Here is an 18,949-nt window from a genome sequence, read left to right as displayed (position 1 = left end):
TCGATGGACAAGCAGTACGACTACGTGATCGTCGGCGGCGGTTCGGCGGGCAGCGCCCTGGCCGCGCGCCTCAGCGAGGATCCCGCCCACCGAGTCCTGGTGCTCGAGGCCGGGCACAGCGACTACAAGATCGACCCGTTCGTGCACATGCCGGCGGCGCTCCCGTTCCCGATCGGCAGCAAGCTCTACGACTGGAAGTACGAGACCGATCCGGAGCCGCACATGGGCGGCCGCAAGGTCTACCACGCCCGCGGCAAGGTCCTCGGTGGTTCCAGCAGCATCAACGGCATGATCTTCCAGCGCGGCAACCCGCTGGACTACGAGCGCTGGGCCTCCGACCCGGGCATGGAGACCTGGGACTACGCCCACTGCCTGCCCTACTTCAAGCGCATGGAGGCGCGGCACCTGGCTGACGGCAGCTCCGGCGCCGACGCATGGCGCGGCGGCGACGGCCCGCTCCATCTCGAGCGCGGCAAGTGCGAGAACCCCCTCTTCGGGGCGTTCTTCGACGCGGTCCAGGAGGCCGGCTACCCGCTGACCGACGACGTCAACGGCTACCGTCAGGAGGGCTTCGCGCCCTTCGACCGCAACGTCAAGCGGGGCCGCCGCTGGTCGGCCGCCCGCGCCTACCTGCACCCGGCGAAGAAGCGCTCGAACCTCACCGTCCAGACCTTCGCGTTCGCCGAGAAGATCCTCTTCGACACCACCGGCGACACCCCTCGCGCGACCGGAGTCGAATACACCCGCGGCGTCGGCCGCGCCGCCCGCCGGCACACCGTCCACGCCGGCGAGGTGATCCTCTGCGGCGGCGCGATCAACACCCCGCAGCTGCTCCAGCTCAGCGGCATCGGGGACCGCGAGCTCCTCGAGTCCCACGACATCCCCGTCGTCCACCACCTGCCCGGCGTCGGCGAGAACCTCCAGGACCACCTCGAGGTCTACATCCAGTACGCCTCGAAGGAGCCGGTCTCGATCGCACCCGGCCTGGCCTGGCACCAGCGGCCCAAGATCGCCTTCCAGTGGCTCTTCCAGCGCAAGGGCCTCGGTGCGACCAACCACTTCGAGGGCGGCGGCTTCTGTCGCTCCAACGAGGACGTCGACTACCCCAACCTGATGTTCCACTTCCTGCCGATCGCGATCCGCTACGACGGCAGCAGCCCGACCGAGGGCCACGGCTACCAGGTCCACATCGGCCCGATGTACGCCGACACCCGCGGCTGGGTGCGCATCAGGTCCAAGGACCCGCGTGTGCATCCGTCGATGCAGTTCAACTACCTCTCGACGCCCACCGACCGCAAGGAGTGGGTGGAGGCGATCCGGGTGGCCCGCAACATCCTCAACCAGCCGGCGTTCGCGAAGTACAACGACGGGGAGATCTCGCCCGGACCGTCCGTGGAGACCGACGAGGAGATCCTCGAGTGGGTCCGCGAGGACGCCGAGACCGCGCTGCACCCGTCCTGCACCGCGGCCATGGGCACCGGCGAGATGGCTGTGACCGACCCGCTGACGATGAAGGTGCACGGCACCGACGGCCTGCGGGTCTGCGATGCCAGCGTCTTCCCCTACGTCACCAACGGCAACATCTACGCCCCCGTGATGATGGTGGCGGAGAAGGCAGCGGACCTGATCCTCGGCAAGACCCCGCTGCCGCCGTCGGAGGCGCCGTTCTACAACTACCGGGCAGGTACGCCGCTCCAGCCGGAGCAGGCCACCCCGGGGCAGAAGGCAACCACCGCCACGGCAGGAGAGCGAGCATGACGATCCAGACCGACGACACGCGCGACCAGGGCACCGGCCTGGTCGACGCCGGTGACAGCAGCGGCCCCGCCCTGAAGGTCGAGGGGCTGTGGAAGATCTTCGGCGCGAAGGCCCACAAGGTCATCGGCACCGCCGACCAGTCACTGACGCGGCAGGAGCTCCAGGCGAAGACCGGCTGCGTCTCCGCGGTCAAGGACATCTCCTTCGAGGTCCAGCCCGGCGAGGTCTTCGTGATCATGGGCCTCTCCGGCTCGGGCAAGTCGACGCTCGTCCGCATGCTCAACCGGTTGATCGAGCCGACCGCGGGCAGGGTCGTCATCAACGGCGAGGACATCACCTCCGTGCCGGCCGGAAAGCTGCGCGACCTCCGTCGCCGGCACATGGCGATGGTCTTCCAGCACTTCGGCCTGCTGCCGCACCGCAAGGTCATCGACAACATCGCCTACGGCCTCGAGGTCCGCGGCGAGGGCAAGGCGGCGCGGCGGAAGCGGGCCCAGGAGATGGTCGACCTGGTCGGCCTGGCGGGCGTCGAGAACTCCTTCCCCGACCAGCTCTCCGGCGGCATGCAGCAGCGTGTGGGCCTGGCCCGCGCCCTGGCCGTCGATCCGGAAGTGCTCTTCTTCGACGAGCCGTTCTCGGCGCTCGACCCGCTGATCCGGCGCGACATGCAGGACGAGATCGTGCGACTGCACCACGAGGTCGGCAAGACGATGGTCTTCATCACCCACGACCTCCAGGAGGCCATCAAGCTCGGTGACCGGATCCTCATCATGCGCGACGGAGAAGTGGTCCAGTGCGGCACGGCCGCGGAGATCGTGGCCCACCCGGCAGACGACTACGTGGCGGACTTCGTCAGCGAGGTGCCCCGCTCCCACGTCCTGACGCTCAAGTGGGTGATGCGCGACCCGGAGCCCGGCGACTCGCTCGAAGGCCCGGAGATGACCTCCGACACCATCGTCCGGGCGGCCGCTCGTGCGGCTCTCGCCTCCGAGCATCCCGTGCGGGTGGTCGATGACGGCAAGCTCGTCGGCATCGTCGACGACGACGCGATCCTCCGGGCCGTGGTCGCCGAAGAGGAGGTTGCTCGATGACTGACGTGGCCGAGCGTCCATCCTCCGTGACGTCGGCTGGCGCCCCTCCCGAGAAGAACCAGTTCCGACTGCCCCATTGGGTCCTCGGGCTCGGTGTCCTGGTGACGTGGGTGGCCATCTGGGCATTCACCAAGGGCAATGACACCCTGGTGCTGCCTGGTCGCGAGCACACCGACCTGCACAACACCCTGACCGGCTTCCGCGACAGCGTCCTGGGCAGCCGTGACACCAACCCGGTGATCCAGTTCACCTACGGGCTGGGTGAGTGGTTCACGAACGCGGTCGACTGGCTGCAGCGCATGGTGTCCGTGCCGGACTTCCCGCGACCGGTGCCGCAAGTCGGCTGGCTCGGCGTCACCGGGCTCGCGGCGTGGGTGACCCTGGCGATCGCCGGCTGGCGGACCGCCGTCCTCGTCGGTCTCTCCTTCCTCTCGTTCGGCATCTTCGGCTACTGGTCGGACTCGATCGACCTGCTGATCGTCACATTCGTCGCGGTCGCAGCCTCGGTGATCATCGGATTGCCGCTCGCCGTGTGGGTCGGGACCAGCAAGATCGCGAACACCGTGCTGTCCAACCTGCTTGACCTCATGCAGACCATGCCGACCTTCGTCTACTTGCTGCCGATCGTCCTCTTCTTCGGCATCGGCGCCTCGGCCGCCGTCGTCGCCACGCTGGTCTACGCGCTCCCGCCGATCATCAGGATCGCCGGACATGGCATCCGGTCGGTGTCGGAGACCACCATCGAGGCCACCGACGCCGCCGGCCAGACTGCCTCGCAGCGACTGCTCAAGGTGCAACTGCCGTTGGCCCGCAAGACCATCGTGGTGGGCCTGAACCAGACCATCATGGCGGCGCTCTCGATGGCCACCCTCGCGTCGTACGTCGACGGCCCTGGGCTCGGCAAGCCGGTGCTCGACGCCCTGGTCAAGAACAACGTCGGAGACGCGTTCGTGCCCGGCATGCTGATCGTGGTGATGGCCGTGATGCTCGACCGCACCACGACCGCCGCGAGCGAGCGCAGCGAACTGCTGGCGCGCGGTGGAGGTGGCAACGCGACCGCCCGCCGTGTCGTACTCGGTGCCGCTGCCCTCGTCGCGCTCGTACTGACCTACCTCTCCCGCACCTACGCCTGGGCGGCGGAGTTCCCCGCGACGACATGGGGCCCGTGGCTGTCGGAGCGGGTCGACAGCTTCGTGGGCTGGGTGACGGCCACCTTCGGTGGCTTCACCGAGGGTGTGAAGAACCTGACCAGCGACGTGGTCCTGAACCCGATGCAGTCGCTGCTCGCCGAATCGCCGTGGTGGCTCACCGGGCTGGCGATCCTCGCCCTGGCCTGGATCGTCGGGGGGCGGCGCGCCTTCCTGGCCGCGGTGGTCTGCCTGGCCGGCATCAGGTACTTCGATCTCTGGCACGACGCCATGATCACGCTCAACATGACCTTGGTGGCCACGGCGATGGTGATGGTGCTGGCGCTCGTGTTCGGCGTCTGGATGGCCCGCCGCCGCGGCGTCGACCTGATCCTCAGGCCGCTCCTCGACGCTGGTCAGACGATCCCGCCGTTCGTGTACCTGATCCCGGTCCTCGCGCTGTTCGGGCCGACCCGCTTCACCGCGATCGTGGCGGGCGTCGTGTACGCCGCGCCCGCGGCGATCAAGCTGGTGGCGGACGGCGTGAAGGGCGTCTCGCCGGGCACGATCGAGGCGTCCCGCTCGACAGGCGCCACCACCTGGCAGGAGATCACCAAGGTGCAGCTGCCCATGGCCCGCGGCTCGCTCGTGCTGGCCGCGAACCAAGGCCTGCTCTACGTGCTGGCGATGGCCGTCATCGGCGGCATGGTCGGAGCCGGTGCGCTTGGCTACGACGTCGTCCTTGGATTCTCGCGCTCCGAGGAGTGGGGCAAGGGCGCCGCAGCCGGCCTCACCATCGTCCTGCTCGGGATCTTGATCGACCGCATCACCCGGGCTGCGGCCGAAAGAAGCCAGCCGACGCGCTGAGCTGCGCCACCGCCTCGAGCAACCGCAAGAGCGCGTGACCCAACCCCAGGAGGAATGAAGTGAAGTTGTCCAGAAGTAGAGGGGCCAGCCTGGCAGCGCTGCTGTCGTGTGCGGCCCTCGCGCTCTCAGCGTGCGGCTCGGGATCAATCGCCGAACAGACGAAAGAGAACGAGAAGAAGGCTGCCGATTCGGGGAACTGCGGCGACCTGAACATCGCCGTGAACCCCTGGGTTGGCTACGAGGCGAGCGCCTACGTCGTCGGCTATGTCGCTCAGAGCGAGCTCGGCTGCAAGGTGGACTACAAAGAGCTCAAGGAGGACGTCTCCTGGCAGGGCTTCGGCACCGGTGCCGTGGACGTCGTCATCGAGGACTGGGGCCACCCGGACCTGGAGAAGAAGTTCGTCAAGGACAAGGGCGGTGACGGCAGCGCCACCGACTTTGGCCCCAACGGCAACGTGGGAATCATCCACTGGTACGTCCCGCCGTGGCTGGCCAAGGCGCACCCCGACATTCTCGACTACAAGAACCTGAACAAGTACGCCAAGCAGTTTGCGACCTCGGAGTCGGGCGGCAAGGGCCAGTTCCTCGGAGCGGACCCGTCGTACGTCCAGTTCGACGAGGCGATCGTCAACAACCTGAAGCTTGACTTCAAGGTGGTCTTCTCCGGCTCGGAGGCAGCGTCCATCCAGGCGTTCCAGAAGGCCGAGGCGGACAAGAAGTTCCTGATCGGGTACTTCTACGAGCCGCAGTGGCTGTTCGCCGAGGTGCCTCTGGAGGCCGTCAAGCTTCCGCCGTACACGGAGGGCTGCCAGGACGTGCCGGCCAAGGTCGCCTGCGACTACCCCGAGACGGAACTGAAGAAGGTCGTCTCCACCTCGTGGGCTGAGTCCGGCTCCGGCGCAGTCGACCTGGTGAAGAACTTCACCTGGACCAACGAGGACCAGAACCTGGTCGCGAAGTACATCGCCGAGGACCAGATGGACCCCGCCGACGCCGCCAAGAAGTGGGTCGAGGCCAACCCCGACAAGGTCGACGCCTGGCTGAAGAACTGACCGCCGCCTGCACGAACGACGGCCCGGCCACCGACCGGTGGCCGGGCCGTCGCATACCCGGACGCATCTCCCATCGCCCACCAGGAGGAACCTTGAGAATCGCATCCCTGACCACCGCCCTGCTCGCCGGCGCGGCCGTCGTCTCGCTGACGCTGCTCTCGCCGACCGGGTCGTCGGCCGCGACCACGGACGCGACCACGAGCGCGACCACGGCCGACGACAGCTGTCCCGTGCGCGAGTACGCCATGGGCATCCGCTACCAGCAGTCGGCCCACGCCGCCGCGGCCCAGCTCCAGTCGTGGAGCATCGCGCAGGGTCGCCTGCGCAAGGCGATCGCCGATCACCCCTCCGAGCGCGACCTCGCCGTCGTCACCGACCTCGACGAGACGGTCCTCGACAACAGCCCGCTGCTCGCCCGCGACCTCGAGGCCTGCCACACCTACACGACCTGGGACACCTGGTCGGACTGGGAGGTCAACGGTCACCCGACGCTGACCCCGGGCGCCGCCGACTTCTTCCGGTACGCCGACCGGCACCACGTGACGATCTACTACATCTCCGACCGGTTCGAGGAGAACAAAGCCTCGACGATGACCACCCTGCGCGACCTCGGGCTGCCTCAGGTCAACTCCGACCAGGTGCTGCTCTACGGTCCGACGAAGGAGCAGCGGCGCCAGGTCGCGGCAGCCGACCACGAGGTCGTGCTGCTCCTCGGCGACAGCCTGCCCGACTTCCACGCGGACTTCGACGGTGCGACCCCTGAGCGGCAGGCCGAGCTCGTCGCCCGGTACGCCGGCCACTTCGGCCGCGACTGGGTCATGTTCCCCAATGCGACCTACGGCAGCTGGCGCAAGTCCCCGCTGAAGGCCTGGGACAAGCCGCTCTCCTGATCTCAGAAAAAGATCCCGAGCCGCGGCAACCCTTTGCATAGCCGGTGACCACTAGAGGGCGGATCCAGGCCACTTTCGTCGCCTTGATTCGCCCTCCTCCGGTGAATGACATGCAAGGAGCACATCCCCCATGAACAACCCCACGCCCCGCGCGCGCCGCGGGCGTCACCGCCGCCGCTGGATCGCCACCGGTCTGTTGGTCGGCGTGCCCGCCGTCGTCGCGCCAGGCCTCGTGTTCGCGCAGGAGGACTCGCCGTCCACGACGGTCGAGGGCAGCGCCGACAACCAGCAGACCTCCGTGCGCAGTGGCAAGGTGCTCGATGACAACGGCACCTCCACCGCCGACGGCATCAGCGCCCAGCAGCAGGAGCTGGTGGCGTCGGCCGCGCCCCAGACGGCTGGGTCCGGATCGTACAGGTGGAGGAACGCCGAGGTGGTGGGCGGCGGTTACGTCACCGGGCTGGTGTTCAACCCCCGGGAGAAGGGTCTGCTGTACGCGCGCACCGACATGGGCGGCGCCTACCGCTGGGACGCCGCGACCGAGCGGTGGATCCCGCTGACCGACTGGGTCGGCGAGAAGGACTGGAACCTGCTGGGCATCGACTCGGTGGCCACCGACCCCGTCGCCCCCAAGCGGCTCTACCTCATGGCGGGCACCTACACCAACGACTGGGCGGGCAACGGCGCGATCCTGCGCTCCACGGACCGGGGCCGCACCTTCAAGCGCACCGATCTGCCGTTCAAGGTCGGCGGCAACGAGGACGGCCGTGGGGCGGGCGAACGGCTCGTGGTCGACCCGGCCAACCACGGCACCCTGCTGCTGGGCAGCCGCAAGAACGGCCTGTGGCGCAGCACCGACTACGGCGTGACGTGGCGTCAGGTCTCGTCGTTCCCCGTCAAGGACGGAGCGAGCAGCGGCGGGGGCGTCTCCTTCGTGACGTACGGCCCCGCCGGAAGCAAGACGATCTACGTCGGCGTCGGCGACTCGTCCACCTCCCTGTACCGCTCCACCGATGGCGGCCGCACCTGGCAGGCCGTCTCCGGGCAGCCCACCGGCCAGCTGCCGCAGCACGGCGTGGTCTCCGGTGACGGCTCGCTGTACCTGACCTACACCAACGCCCTCGGCCCCAACGGCGTGACGGCGGGCTCGGTATGGAGGTACGCGCCGACCCGCGGGAGCTGGAAGGACGTCTCCCCCTCCAAGGGCAGCTACGGGTTCTCCGGTCTGGCCGTCGATCCGCGCAAGCCGTCCACGGTGATGGTCACCACCCTCGACCGCTGGTGGCCCGAGGACGAGATCTACCGGACCACCGACGGCGGCAGGACCTGGAAAGCGCTGGCCGACAAGTCCGTGCGGAACGCCTCCGCCGCCCCGTACGTCGGTACCGGCATCGGGCACTGGATGACCGCCCTGGCCATCGATCCCTTCGACTCCGGGCACGTGCTGTACGGCACCGGCAACGGCATCTGGCGCAGCGAGGACGCCAACGCCACCGACAGCGGCCGTACCAGCCACTGGAGCGCCGGCGCCCGGGGGTTGGAGGAGACCGCGCTGCTGGACGCGATCGCTCCGCCCGGCGGCGCCACCCTCATCACCTCCATGGGCGACCAAGGCGGTTTCCGGTACGCCGACTCCCTGACGAAGGTGCCCGCCGGGCGGCTGAAGAACCCGCTGATGGCCAACAGCACCGACATCGACTTCGCCCAGTCCAAGCCCTCGATGATGGTCCGCGTCGGCCGTGGCGGCGACCAGGACGGCGCCTACTCCACCGACGGCGGCCGCAGCTGGAACGGCTTCAGAGCAGAGCCGGTGGGCAGCGCCGACAGCGGCCATGTCGCACTCGCGGCGGACGGCTCCGCCATCGTCTGGACCGAGGCCGGTCAAGCCCCGTACCGCTCGACCGACAAGGGCACGAGCTGGTCGAGGGTCGGCGGCCTGGGCGCCGACGCCGTGGTCGTCGCCGACCGCTCCTCGGCCAAGACCTTCTACTCCCTGTCCGGCGGCACGCTCTACGCCAGCACCGATGGTGGCGCGACCTTCACCGCCCGCGCCGGCAACCTGCCCTCCGGCCGGCTCACGGCCGTGCCCGGCATCGCCGGGGACCTGTGGATCGCCGACGGCGGCAAGGGGCTGCTGCACTCCACCGACGGCGGCCGCAGCTTCACCACGCTCACAACGGTGCAGTCCGCCTCCGCCCTCGGCTTCGGCAAGGCCAAGCCGGGTGCCTCGTACCAGGCCCTGTACCTGATCGGCACCGTCAAGGACGTCGCCGGAGTCTTCCGCTCCACCGACAAGGGCGCGACATGGACCCGCGTCAACGACAAGGCCCACCAGTGGGGCGCCATCGGCAGCCAGGGCGTCATCACCGGCGACCCCGACACCTACGGCCGTGTCTACATCGGCACAAACGGACGCGGTCTGCAGTACGGCGACCCGTCCTGACCCCGCAACCCGTTGAGCCCCGGGTCAGCCTGCCAGCAGTCTGACCCGGGGCGGCAACCTTTTCGGCCCCGGCGGCAACCGTGCTGTCGAACGTCGAATCGATCTACCGAACGGATGGACATGAGGACAACGAAGCACAGCGCGGCGCAGCCGCTGCGCAGGCACCCGCGGATCATCGGCATTCCGCTGGCGCTGCTGGCCGTCGGGGTCGTGGTCTGCCTGTCCGCCATGCTCCTCGGGGGCGGCGCTGACACCCGGCGTACCGCCGACGAGTCCGTCACCGCTGCGCCGGCGAGCGACCCGGCCGGCTCTCCGACCGCTGCGCCCGACGCCACCATCACACCGGCGCAGTCGCCGATCGCGAGCCCACTGCCCTCGCCCCGCGGTACCCGAACGCCGTCAGCCGCCAGCAGGCCGCGCGCGGACTCGGCTGGGTCCACCGGGTCGTTGGCTGGACGGATCAGGCCCGCCACCCGTTACCGGGGCGTCGCGACCGCGTACGAGGCGGGGGACGGGAACGGCGCCTGTCTCTACGGCCCGTCCGACGACCTCATGGTCGCGGCGATGAACCACACCGACTACGAGACGGCCAAAGCATGCGGAGCGTACGTGCGGGTCCGCGCCGCCAACGGGGCTTCCGTCACGGTGCGGATAGTCAACGAGTGCCCGCTGCCCTGCGCGCCCGGGCAGATCGACCTCAGCCAACAGGCGTTCGCCAGACTCGCCGACCTCTCCGTCGGCCGGCTCCCGATCACCTGGAAGCTGCTGAGCCCCTCCAAGGCCGGCGCCATCTCGATCCGCTACAAGACCGGGTCCAGTCCGTACTGGTGCGGCATCCAGGTGATCGGCCACCGCAACCCGGTGGCCGCACTCGATGTCCGGACCGCCAACGGCTGGCGAAAGCTGCACCGCACCGACTACAACTACTTCCTCGCTCCCGACGGCAACGGATGCAGTAGAGCGATCAGGGTCACCGACATCTACGGTGAGCGGCTGACCATCCGCGGGATCGCCATCGAACCGGACGTCGCGCAGCCGACCGGGGTCCAGTTCACCCGGCATTGACCGTGGCGCCCGTCCAACGTCAGGACTCCCCTCCGCGGGTGATCGCCGTCCGGCTGCGGGCGAGGGGCGCTGCTACGCTCGGGCCGATTGTTAACGCGCACATCGCAGGGAGAGGGCAACCGCGGGAGATGCTCGCCGACGACCCGTCCGCAGAGTTCCACGACTTCTTCGAACGCCACTACGCCGAGCTGGCCCGTCTTGCCCACCTCCTGACCGGCGAGAAGGACGCGGCGGACGACCTCGCCGCCGATGCGCTGGTCGCCTTGTGGCATCGCTGGGACCGGCTGCGAGCAGCGCAACACCCGGTCGCCTACGCCCGTGGCGTGGTGGCCAATCTCGCGCGGGAACGGATCCGGAGACGGGTACGCGAGCGACGGCGAGTGACCCTGTTCTGGTCCCTCGGTACGGAACAGGTGGACGGGCCGGACATTGCGGTCATGCTGGACGTGCGAGCCGCGCTCGCCCGACTGCCCTTCCGCAAGCGGGCGTGCGTGGTCATGCGCCATGCCCTCGATCTGTCGGAGAAGGACACCGCCGCTGCGCTGGGCATCTCGGTCGGTACGGTGAAGAGCCAGACGTCGAAGGGGATGGCCGAGCTGGAGCGGTTACTCGGCACAGGAACGGTCGGCGAACTGGCGGCACGTGGGAGGAACCGGTGAACGACGAGATCAGCCGGCGGCTGCGAGAGAGCGCCAGGGCTCACGAGCCCAACCGCGCAAGGATCTTGGCGCGCGTCGAGCGCGGCGCGGCCGACCCCGGTGTCCGGCACCGCACACCTTCGATCGCGAGGTCATGGCCCCGGGCGGCGATCGTCGGTCTCGTCTCCGCCGGCACCCTGGCGACCGGTGGGCTCGCCGTCGCTGTCGCCGCCATCGGCGGAGCTCCGTTACTGCCCGACACCGCGCCCGCTCCGACGGTTCCGTCCGCGACCGCTACGTCCGCTCCGACGCCATCAGCCCGCCCCACCACGACCGATCCGGTCCCGACCCCGGCCCCCACCTCGGGCAGCGCGCGCCCGGCTCCGTCCGACGACAGCCGGGTCAGGAACGGGCCGTTGTGGTCCGAAGGCTCACTGGACCCCCACAGCACCATCTACTGGGCTCAGAACAACCTGACCCTCGAGACCACCAAGCCGCTCACCTCGGTCACCGTGGAACTGCGCATCGCCCAGACCGGCGACGTGCGGAACACCGGCAACTGGCAGACCCTGCCGAGCGACGACTTCACCGTCACCGTTCAGGAGTCCGGCGGTGCGCTGGTCTACCGCTGGGCCCTCAAGCCGGGCCATACCATGCCGACCGGACAGCACGTGTTCGCCGGCCAGTACAACCATGCCACCGGCGTCCGCCCTGCCGAGCGCGACAGCTACCACGTCGACGCCCAGAGCCCAGGCGGTTCCATCGCAGTCTGGGGAGGGTTCGCCTCGACCCGGTGACGACGGTCCGATCAGGCCTCGAGGATCCCCTTGAGCCGGGCCAGATCCTTGGTCGTCGCCCGCCGCATGGCCCGCTCCATCGCCACCCCGGCGATACGGGCGAACCCGGACGGGTTGCCGCGGTTGCGCAGCGTCATCCGGGTGCCGCCCTCTCCCGCGGGCTCCCAGGTGTAGGTCGTCTCCATCGGGAACGGCCCGTCCGCCGTACGCATCACGAGCCGCTCCTGCGGCACCCAGTCGACGACCTCGTAGGTGTAGGTCAGCCGGCGCCCCAGGAACTGGGCGACGAAGTCCATCCGGGACCCGACCCGCATCGGTGGTTCCGTACGCCACTCGACCGATCGGATGTTGGCGTACCAGCTCGGGGCGTTGCCGGGGTCACCGGCGTACGCCGACACCTCCGCCGGCGTACGGCTGATCGTCGTCTCCACCTGCACGTCGACGCCCATGCCCCCATCGTCCCCCGAAATCGGGTGATCGCCCAGGGTTCAGCCGTGAGTCGGCGTCACCGCTCGCAGCGCCTTCTTGTCGAGCTTGCCGACCGGCTTCGCGGGGAGCACGTCCATCCAAATCGAATGAGCCCGGACCTGATGGTCCGGGCTCATTCCATGGAGTAGCGGGGACAGGATTTGAACCTGTGACCTCTGGGTTATGAGCCCAGCGAGCTACCGAGCTGCTCCACCCCGCGTCGCAGGAACAACATCACACGCGGGGTGAACGGAACCCAAATCGGGGACGACCGACATCGATGAACGACAGCGTCCGGCCCGTGCCGCTCCGGCGCAGCCTGAACCGAGGATCACCAATTCCGCGTGTTTCGCCCGGACAGCCTTGCTGATCCCGCGCAACAGGTATGTGCTCTTGCTCACCGGGCCATCGTCTCCAGGACGGACACGTGACCACCTCACCATCTATCGGAGGGCCGACTCATGACCGAGACCGCTGCGACCGACAGCGACGCCCCACGCTTCGAGAACCTGCGGGCCGTCTTCATCAACTGCACACTCAAGCGCTCGCCCGAGATCAGCAACACTCAGGGTCTGATCGACATCAGCACCCGGGTGATGCGAAACCATGGCGTCGAGACCGAGACGATCCGCGCCATCGACCACGACATCGCCACCGGCGTCTGGCCGGACATGACCGAGCACGGCTGGGAGAGCGACGAGTGGCCCGAGATCTACCGGCGGGTGATGGCCGCGGACATCCTGGTGCTGGCCGGGCCGATCTGGCTGGGTGACAACAGCTCGATCACGAAGCAAATCATCGAGCGGCTCTACGCCTGCTCCAGCGAGCTCAACCCGGCCGGCCAGTACGCCTACTACGGCCGGGTCGGCGGCTGCCTGATCACCGGCAACGAGGACGGCGTCAAGCACTGCGCCATGAACGTGCTCTACAGCCTGCAGCACATCGGCTACTCGATCCCGCCTCAGGCCGACGCCGGCTGGATCGGCGAGGTCGGGCCAGGGCCGTCGTACCTCGATGAGGGATCAGGCGGCCCGGAGAACGACTTCACCAACCGCAACACCACCTTCATGACCTACAACCTGATGCACCTGGCGTCGCTGCTGAAGGACGCGGGCGGCTTCCCTGCCTACGGCAACCAGCGCGCGGGCTGGGACGCCGGGGCTCGCTACGGCTTCACGAACCCCGAATACCGCTGACTCGCGATGGTCGCCCACGAGGTCGGTGGAGTAGATCGAGACGCGTATGGAATAACCGATAGAACTCCAGGTCAGCCCCAGAAATCGAAGAAGCCCGGACCTGATGGTCCGGGCTTCTTCTTCGGAGTAGCGGGGACAGGATTTGAACCTGTGACCTCTGGGTTATGAGCCCAGCGAGCTACCGAGCTGCTCCACCCCGCGTCGCAAGAAGAACATTACACGCGGGGTGAACGGAACCCAAATCGGTGTAGTCCTCACCCACCCGAGATGAGCTCGGCGGCCTGGTCGACCTTGTCCTGTGCCTCGGCGATGAGCCGCTCACGCTCGGCGTAGTCGCCGGCCTTGCCGGCCTCGTCGGCCTGGGCGAACAGGGCACGGGCGTCCTCGAGGAGCTGGCCGACCTCGCGCGGTGAGTCACCGGAGGAGGGCGGGGTGGTCTCGGCCGGATCCTCGTCGGGGTCGGACGCGGTCGGGGGCGTCGGCGCGGCACCGGTGAGCGCGACCTCGAGGGCCTCGCTCAGCGTCGAGCCGTAGCCGACCCGCCCGTCGTAGGAGACCAGCACGAAGGCGAGCTGGGCATAGCCGGAGGTGGAGGCGGTCGCTCGGCGGGCGTAGATCGGCTCGACGTACAGGATGCCGTTCTTCGCCGTCGGGTACGTCACCACCTGGCCCCACACCGGCGCGGATCCGGAGCGGTTGAACGAGGCCACCTCGTCGGCGATCGCCTTGTCCGTACGGAACTCGTTGGAGACCATCCCCGGACCCTGGGTGTCGTCGGGGAAGCCGGTGGCGATCCGGATCTTCCCGTAGTTCTCGGAGGTGGCGTCCGAGTCGACCGACATCATCGCCGCCAGGTTGGGGCGGTTGTAGGGCACGAAGGCAGAGGTCAGCGACCAGCGCGCGGTGCCCGAGCCGTCGTCGAGGAACATCCGGTAGGGCGTCTGCTGGTGGTTGTCGTCGTTGGGGTCCTCGGGGACGGCCCAGCGCTCGTTGCCGGAGAAGAAGACGTCCGGGTCGGAGACGTGGTAGCGCGCCAGCTGGTAGCGCTGCACCTTGTAGAGGTCCTCGGGGTAGCGAAGGTGCTCCATGAGCTCCTTCGGGATCGACGACTTCGGCATCACGGTGCCGGGGAAGGCCGCCTCCCACGTCTGCAGGATCGGGTCCGCCTCGTCCCACTCGTAGAGGGTGACGGTGCCGTCGTAGGCGTCCACGGTCGCCTTCACCGCGTTGCGCATGTAGTTGATCTCGTCGGTCGGCAGCGTCTGCACCCCGGCCGAGGTCTGGGTGGCGTCGTCGGTCATCGAGGCGAACGAGTCGCGCGCGGCCTGCGGGTAGCGGTCGGTGGTGGTGTAGCCGTCGACCACCCACTGGATCCGCCCGCCCACGATCACCGGGTAGACGTCGTCGTCGAGCGTCAGCCACGGCGCGACCTTCTGCACCCGCTCCTTCGGGGAGCGGTCGTAGAGGATCTCGGAGTTCTCGTTGACGCGCGAGGAGAGCAGGAAGTTCGTGGAGCCGAACTGGATGGCGTACATCAGCTGGCGGAAGTTGGACCCGATCGGGACACCGCCGGCACCTTCGTACGTCGTCCGGGTCTCGCCGTCCTCGGAGTTGTAGTCGAGCTCGACCGCGGCGCCCTTGCCGGCCTTGCCGACGATCGAGTATTCCGGCGAGTCCTCCCCGAAGTAGACCTTGTCCTGGAACTCGCCCTGGCCCGAGGTCAGGTCGTGCTGGCCGGTGCGGTCGCCCTCGGCCCACTGCATCTGGCTCGACTCGGACTTGTCGTCGGCGCCGCGCATGTTGGCGTAGGAGGCGATCACCCCGTTGGAGTGGGTGTAGACCGTGTGCAGGTTGGTCCAGGTGCGGTCGGAGTCGGAGATGCCGGCCTGGTTGAGCTCGCGTACGCCGAGCACGACCGCCCGCTCCTTGCCGCCGACCTCGTAGGTGGAGATGTCGAGCGGCTCGTGCACCGAGTAGTAGGAGCGGCCCTGCTGGACCTGCTCGAACTCGCGGTGCACCACCGCGGGGTCGACGATCGGCAGCGAGGAGGCGGTCTCGTTGAGCTGCTCGGGCGAGGCCCCGTCGGCCTCGGCCTGGGAGGTGTATTCGGTGACCTCGAGGTCGTCCTTGGAGATGCCGTAGGCGTCCTGGGTGGCCTTGATGTTGGCCGCCAGGTAGGGCTTCTCCTTGTCCTGCTCGCTCGGCCGGACCTGGAATCCCTGCACGATCGCCGGCCAGATCATCCCGATCAGCAGCACCGAGATCGCGAACAGCGAGATCGCGATCGACGGCAGCTGCCAGCTGCGCCGCCACATGTTGAAGAGGAACAGCGCGCCGCAGATCACCGCGATCGCGAGCAGGATCTGGTTGGCCGGGAGCACGGCGTGCTGGTCGGTGTAGGTCATCCCGTCCAGGCGCGGCCCGGAGCCGTTGACCAGGTCGTAGCGGTCGACCCAGTAGTCGAGCCCCTTGACCAGCAGGATCAACCCGAACATGGCACTGAGCTGGACCTGCGCCGACCGCGTGAACCGGTCGCGCTGCGCGGTGAGACGGATCCCGCCGTAGACGTAGTGCACGATCATCGCGCCGAAGGTGCCGAGGATCAGCCCGGTCAGCGCGAAGTTGACCAGGTAGTGCCACCACGGCAGGTCGAAGATGTAGAAGCCGATGTCCTTCTTGAAGAACGCGTCGGTCTTGTCGAAGTCACGCCCGTGGCGCCACATCAGGTACGTACGCCAGTGGCCGGAGCCCGAGAAGCCGGCGAAGATCCCGGAGACACCGGCGATGCCGATCAGCAGCCAGGTGCGGATCGGGGCGATCGCGTCGCGGTAGCGGTCCAGGCCGCCGATGTCGTCGGCCGGATGGAAGTAGGGGCGGGTGCGGTAGGCGAGCGCCGCGGGCAGCCCGATCATGATCGCCATCAGCACACCGAAGATGACGAAGAGTGCCGTACGCGTCCAGAAGACCGTGCCGAAGACGCTGCTGAAGTCGATCGCGTCGTACCACAGCGCGTCGGTGTAGACCGCGGCGAAGGCGCTGATGCCGAAGAAGAGCACGATGACCGAGACGGCCGCGATCGCCAGCCATCGGTTGCGGCCGGTGCTCTGGGTGCGCGCCGGCGCCTGCGCCGGGTCGTCGTCGTCGAACAGGCTCATGATTCGTCCCCCTCCGGGTTCTCCTCGAGAGTGCCACGCAACAGCTCGAGAAGCTCGGGGACCAGGTCGACGCCACCGATGACCGACTGGTCGTCGTCGTGCGCCTTCAACCGCAGAGCACAGTACGTGGCACCAGCACGTGTCGCGCCGGCCACGATGCGTACCTCTTGCCGGTCGGGGTGTGCCTTGGCGAACTCCGCGGCCGCCTCGGCGTCCTCGGGGATCTTGCCGTCGGCGTCGGGGGGCAGCACCAGGCGCTCGACGACCGCGGCGCAGCCGGTGACCCCGGCTGGCCAGGCGGTCGTCTGGAGGACCTCCTCCAGCTGGGTCGTCACCGGCACCTGGTCCTGCTCGATCGGGGTCAGCGACCCGTCCTGATCGGGGGTGTCGAGGCCCATCATCGTGGCGAGCGCCGGCTCGGCCTTGACCAGCGCGGCGGTGTCGACGAGGGCGAAGAGCCGCGCCGGCCCGTCCCAGCCCTCGCTGGCGACGTGGGCCTCGATCTCGAGCACGGCCGCGGCCAGCGCCGGGTCGGTCTCCAGGTCGAGCCCGCGGCTCAGCTCGGGCGTGGGCCCAGGCGTGGGCCCGGACGTGGGCTCAGGGGTGTCGTTCACTTCGTGCTCCCACAGGTCGGCAGCTTGGCATTCGGGTCCTTGGTCCAGGTCTCGATGGCCTTGATGGCGTCATCGAGCGTCTCCACACGGGTCAGGCGCATGTCACCGTTCTCGGCTCCCTCGACGTCTTGGCAGTTGCCCGCGGGCACCAGGAAGAGCTTGGCGCCGTCCGCGGCCGCGCCGGGGATCTTCTGCTGGATCCCCCCGATCGGGCCGACGTTGCCGGAGCCGTCGATGGTGCCGGTGCCGGCGATCCTCTTGTTGTCGGTCAGCGGGCCCTCGGTGAGAGTGTCGTAGACGGAGAGGGCCATCATCAGGCCGGCACTCGGGCCACCGATGACCGGATCGAGGGTGATCTTGACGTCGTAGGGGAAGTCGTAGGTCGTTCCCAGCGAGACGCCGATGAAGGCCTTGCCCTCCTTCTCACCGGTCTTGATGGACTCGGTGAGCGTCTTGTCCTTGCGCTCGACGGTCAGCTCGATCGTCGCGCCCGGCTTGACCTTCTGCACCGCGGTGACGACCTCCTCAGGGGTGTCGACCGCCTTGTCACCGACCTTGGTGACCACGTCGTCGGCCTTCAGCTTGCCGGCGGCCGGCGCGTCCTTGCTGACCTCGGCGACCGAGACCTCGTCGACGTCCTCACCGAGCTTGGTCAGCGCTGCCGCGATCGCCGCGTCCTGGGCGCTGGCCATCTGCACCTGCCCGGCCTCTCGGTCGTCCTCGACGGTGCCCCGGTCGGGGTAGGCGACCTCGCGCGGGTAGACCGCCTCGGTGTCGCTCATCCAGGCGCCGAGCAGGGTCCAGAGTCCGAGCGTCGCCTCGCGGGTGGTCTCGGAGACCGTGGTCATCCGCAGCTGAGCCTTCTTGCCGTTGCGGTAGACCTTGTGGCCCTTGACCTGGACGATGTCCTTGCCGTCGAACTTGCCCAGGACGTTCACCGTCGGCCCGGGGCTGTAGATCGTGTAGGGCAGCGGAACCACCCAGGCGATCACGATCAGGGCGACCACGAGCGGCAGGGCGACAAGACCGGCCAGGGTGCGCTGTGTCATAGCGTCACCTTCTCATTCGGGACCAACTGGCCTCTAAGAGGCATCGCGGTTGACGCGGACCGCGACGCCCGTCGACCTGTCGGGCGGCGGCTGGGGTGCTGCGTACCGTCTCGAGCGCTCGCGGGTCTTTTCCTTGCTCAGCGCGACACCGAGGCGGCGAACGACCTCTTCACGGTCCTGCTCGCGTCCCTCACGCCCGAGGAACGCGACCCATCCCATCGCCAGCACGGTGATGACCGCGGAGGGTACGAGCCAGAGCAGGATGTCCACGTACGCAGCCTATTTGGCGGGTGCAACCGCGCGCATCACGGCGCGCCGACCCACTCGTCGGTGCCGTCGGTGAAGACCTGGTGCTTCCAGATCGGCACCTCGGCCTTGAGGGTGTCGATGAGGTCGCGGGAGGCGGCGAAGGCCTCGCCACGGTGGCCGGAGGCGGTGGCGACGATGACGGCGATGTCGCCGATGTCGAGGTGGCCGACCCGGTGCACGGCGGCGACACCCGCGACGCCGTGGTCGGCGGCGACCTTCTCGGCGACCTCCGTCAGGCGCGCGAGGGCGGTCGGGTGGGCCTGGTAGTCGAGACCCGTCACACCCTTGCCGCCGTCGTGGTCACGTACGCGACCGACGAAGAGAGTCACCCCGCCGGAGGCGTCATCGTCGAGTGCATCCATCACCTCGGTGACGTCGAGAGGGGTCTCCCGGATGTCGAGAAGCTTTACGGCCGCGTTCATGGGACCAG

At 68.6% G+C, this 18,949-nt stretch carries 16 protein-coding genes and 2 tRNA genes; 10 read left to right on the top strand and 8 right to left on the bottom strand.

Annotation, left to right across the window (positions count from 1 at the left end; translation table 11 throughout):
* Window positions 1-3: 3 nt before the first annotated feature.
* The 9 genes from betA to ACIA03_RS18660 all read left to right on the top strand — a co-directional run bounded on the left by betA (window position 4) and on the right by ACIA03_RS18660 (window position 11,728).
* On the top strand, window positions 4-1,758 hold the full coding sequence (gene betA, locus ACIA03_RS18700) for a choline dehydrogenase (RefSeq protein WP_396985182.1): 1,755 nt from the start codon (window positions 4-6) through the stop codon (window positions 1,756-1,758).
* The gene (locus tag ACIA03_RS18695) at window positions 1,755-2,849 is read left to right on the top strand and encodes a glycine betaine/L-proline ABC transporter ATP-binding protein (RefSeq protein WP_396985180.1); all 1,095 of its coding nucleotides are present in this window, start codon (window positions 1,755-1,757) and stop codon (window positions 2,847-2,849) included. Before betA ends, ACIA03_RS18695 begins: the two co-directional genes overlap by 4 nt.
* Window positions 2,846-4,843 carry an ABC transporter permease gene (locus tag ACIA03_RS18690; protein WP_396985178.1) on the top strand — a complete coding sequence of 666 codons (1,998 nt, stop codon included), beginning with the start codon at window positions 2,846-2,848 and terminating at the stop codon, window positions 4,841-4,843. The genes ACIA03_RS18695 and ACIA03_RS18690 overlap by 4 nt, the downstream gene beginning before the upstream one ends.
* 59 nt (window positions 4,844-4,902) lie before the next feature.
* Window positions 4,903-5,895, top strand: a complete 993-nt coding sequence (locus ACIA03_RS18685; RefSeq protein ID WP_396985176.1) for an ABC transporter substrate-binding protein — start codon at window positions 4,903-4,905, stop codon at window positions 5,893-5,895.
* A gap of 92 nt (window positions 5,896-5,987) precedes the next feature.
* Window positions 5,988-6,785 carry a 5'-nucleotidase, lipoprotein e(P4) family gene (locus ACIA03_RS18680; protein WP_396985174.1) on the top strand — a complete coding sequence of 266 codons (798 nt, stop codon included), beginning with the start codon at window positions 5,988-5,990 and terminating at the stop codon, window positions 6,783-6,785.
* Window positions 6,786-6,915: 130 nt separating this feature from the next.
* Entirely contained in the window at window positions 6,916-9,228 is a 2,313-nt protein-coding gene (locus ACIA03_RS18675; RefSeq protein ID WP_396985172.1) for a carbohydrate-binding protein, read from the top strand.
* Window positions 9,229-9,348: 120 nt separating this feature from the next.
* Window positions 9,349-10,293, top strand: a complete 945-nt coding sequence (locus ACIA03_RS18670; protein ID WP_396985170.1) for an expansin EXLX1 family cellulose-binding protein — start codon at window positions 9,349-9,351, stop codon at window positions 10,291-10,293.
* Window positions 10,294-10,421: 128 nt separating this feature from the next.
* A complete protein-coding gene (locus tag ACIA03_RS18665; protein ID WP_396985168.1) occupies window positions 10,422-10,952 on the top strand; it encodes a SigE family RNA polymerase sigma factor in 531 nt (176 codons plus the stop codon).
* A complete protein-coding gene (locus tag ACIA03_RS18660; RefSeq protein ID WP_396985165.1) occupies window positions 10,949-11,728 on the top strand; it encodes a hypothetical protein in 780 nt (259 codons plus the stop codon). The genes ACIA03_RS18665 and ACIA03_RS18660 overlap by 4 nt, the downstream gene beginning before the upstream one ends.
* Before the next feature lie 11 nt (window positions 11,729-11,739).
* Here ACIA03_RS18660 and ACIA03_RS18655 read toward each other — a convergent pair whose 3' ends face one another.
* Both ACIA03_RS18655 and ACIA03_RS18650 read right to left on the bottom strand, forming a co-directional pair.
* Complete coding sequence (locus ACIA03_RS18655; protein ID WP_396985163.1) at window positions 11,740-12,177, bottom strand: SRPBCC family protein; 438 nt, start codon at window positions 12,175-12,177, stop codon at window positions 11,740-11,742.
* Between the two features lie 165 nt (window positions 12,178-12,342).
* Window positions 12,343-12,416: transfer RNA gene (locus tag ACIA03_RS18650), tRNA-Met, on the bottom strand.
* Window positions 12,417-12,657: 241 nt separating this feature from the next.
* Here ACIA03_RS18650 and ACIA03_RS18645 point away from each other — a divergent pair.
* On the top strand, window positions 12,658-13,392 hold the full coding sequence (locus tag ACIA03_RS18645) for a flavodoxin family protein (protein WP_396985160.1): 735 nt from the start codon (window positions 12,658-12,660) through the stop codon (window positions 13,390-13,392).
* Between the two features lie 127 nt (window positions 13,393-13,519).
* On the opposite strand, the gene ACIA03_RS18640 is transcribed toward ACIA03_RS18645, so the two are convergent.
* From ACIA03_RS18640 to ACIA03_RS18615, 6 genes are all read right to left on the bottom strand, one after another.
* Window positions 13,520-13,593 (bottom strand) — tRNA-Met (locus ACIA03_RS18640).
* 53 nt (window positions 13,594-13,646) lie between these two features.
* Window positions 13,647-16,547 (bottom strand): UPF0182 family protein, encoded by a 2,901-nt coding sequence (locus ACIA03_RS18635; RefSeq protein ID WP_396985158.1) that lies wholly within the window; start codon window positions 16,545-16,547, stop codon window positions 13,647-13,649.
* On the bottom strand, window positions 16,544-17,161 hold the full coding sequence (locus ACIA03_RS18630; protein WP_396985156.1) for a PPA1309 family protein: 618 nt from the start codon (window positions 17,159-17,161) through the stop codon (window positions 16,544-16,546). Before ACIA03_RS18630 ends, ACIA03_RS18635 begins: the two co-directional genes overlap by 4 nt.
* Entirely contained in the window at window positions 17,158-18,210 is a 1,053-nt protein-coding gene (locus ACIA03_RS18625) for a PDZ domain-containing protein (protein ID WP_396985155.1), read from the bottom strand. The genes ACIA03_RS18630 and ACIA03_RS18625 overlap by 4 nt, the downstream gene beginning before the upstream one ends.
* 33 nt (window positions 18,211-18,243) lie before the next feature.
* Window positions 18,244-18,480: a hypothetical protein gene (locus ACIA03_RS18620; RefSeq protein ID WP_045551649.1), complete on the bottom strand. Its 237-nt coding sequence runs from the start codon at window positions 18,478-18,480 to the stop codon at window positions 18,244-18,246.
* A gap of 35 nt (window positions 18,481-18,515) precedes the next feature.
* Window positions 18,516-18,941: a molybdenum cofactor biosynthesis protein MoaE gene (locus ACIA03_RS18615; RefSeq protein WP_396985152.1), complete on the bottom strand. Its 426-nt coding sequence runs from the start codon at window positions 18,939-18,941 to the stop codon at window positions 18,516-18,518.
* Between the last annotated feature and the right edge of the window lie 8 nt (window positions 18,942-18,949).

It is taken from the genome of Nocardioides sp. NPDC051685 (assembly GCF_044453405.1).
Classification (GTDB): domain Bacteria; phylum Actinomycetota; class Actinomycetes; order Propionibacteriales; family Nocardioidaceae; genus Nocardioides.
Note: the sequence above shows the minus strand (reverse complement) of the source record. Positions and strands in the feature narration are given on the sequence as shown.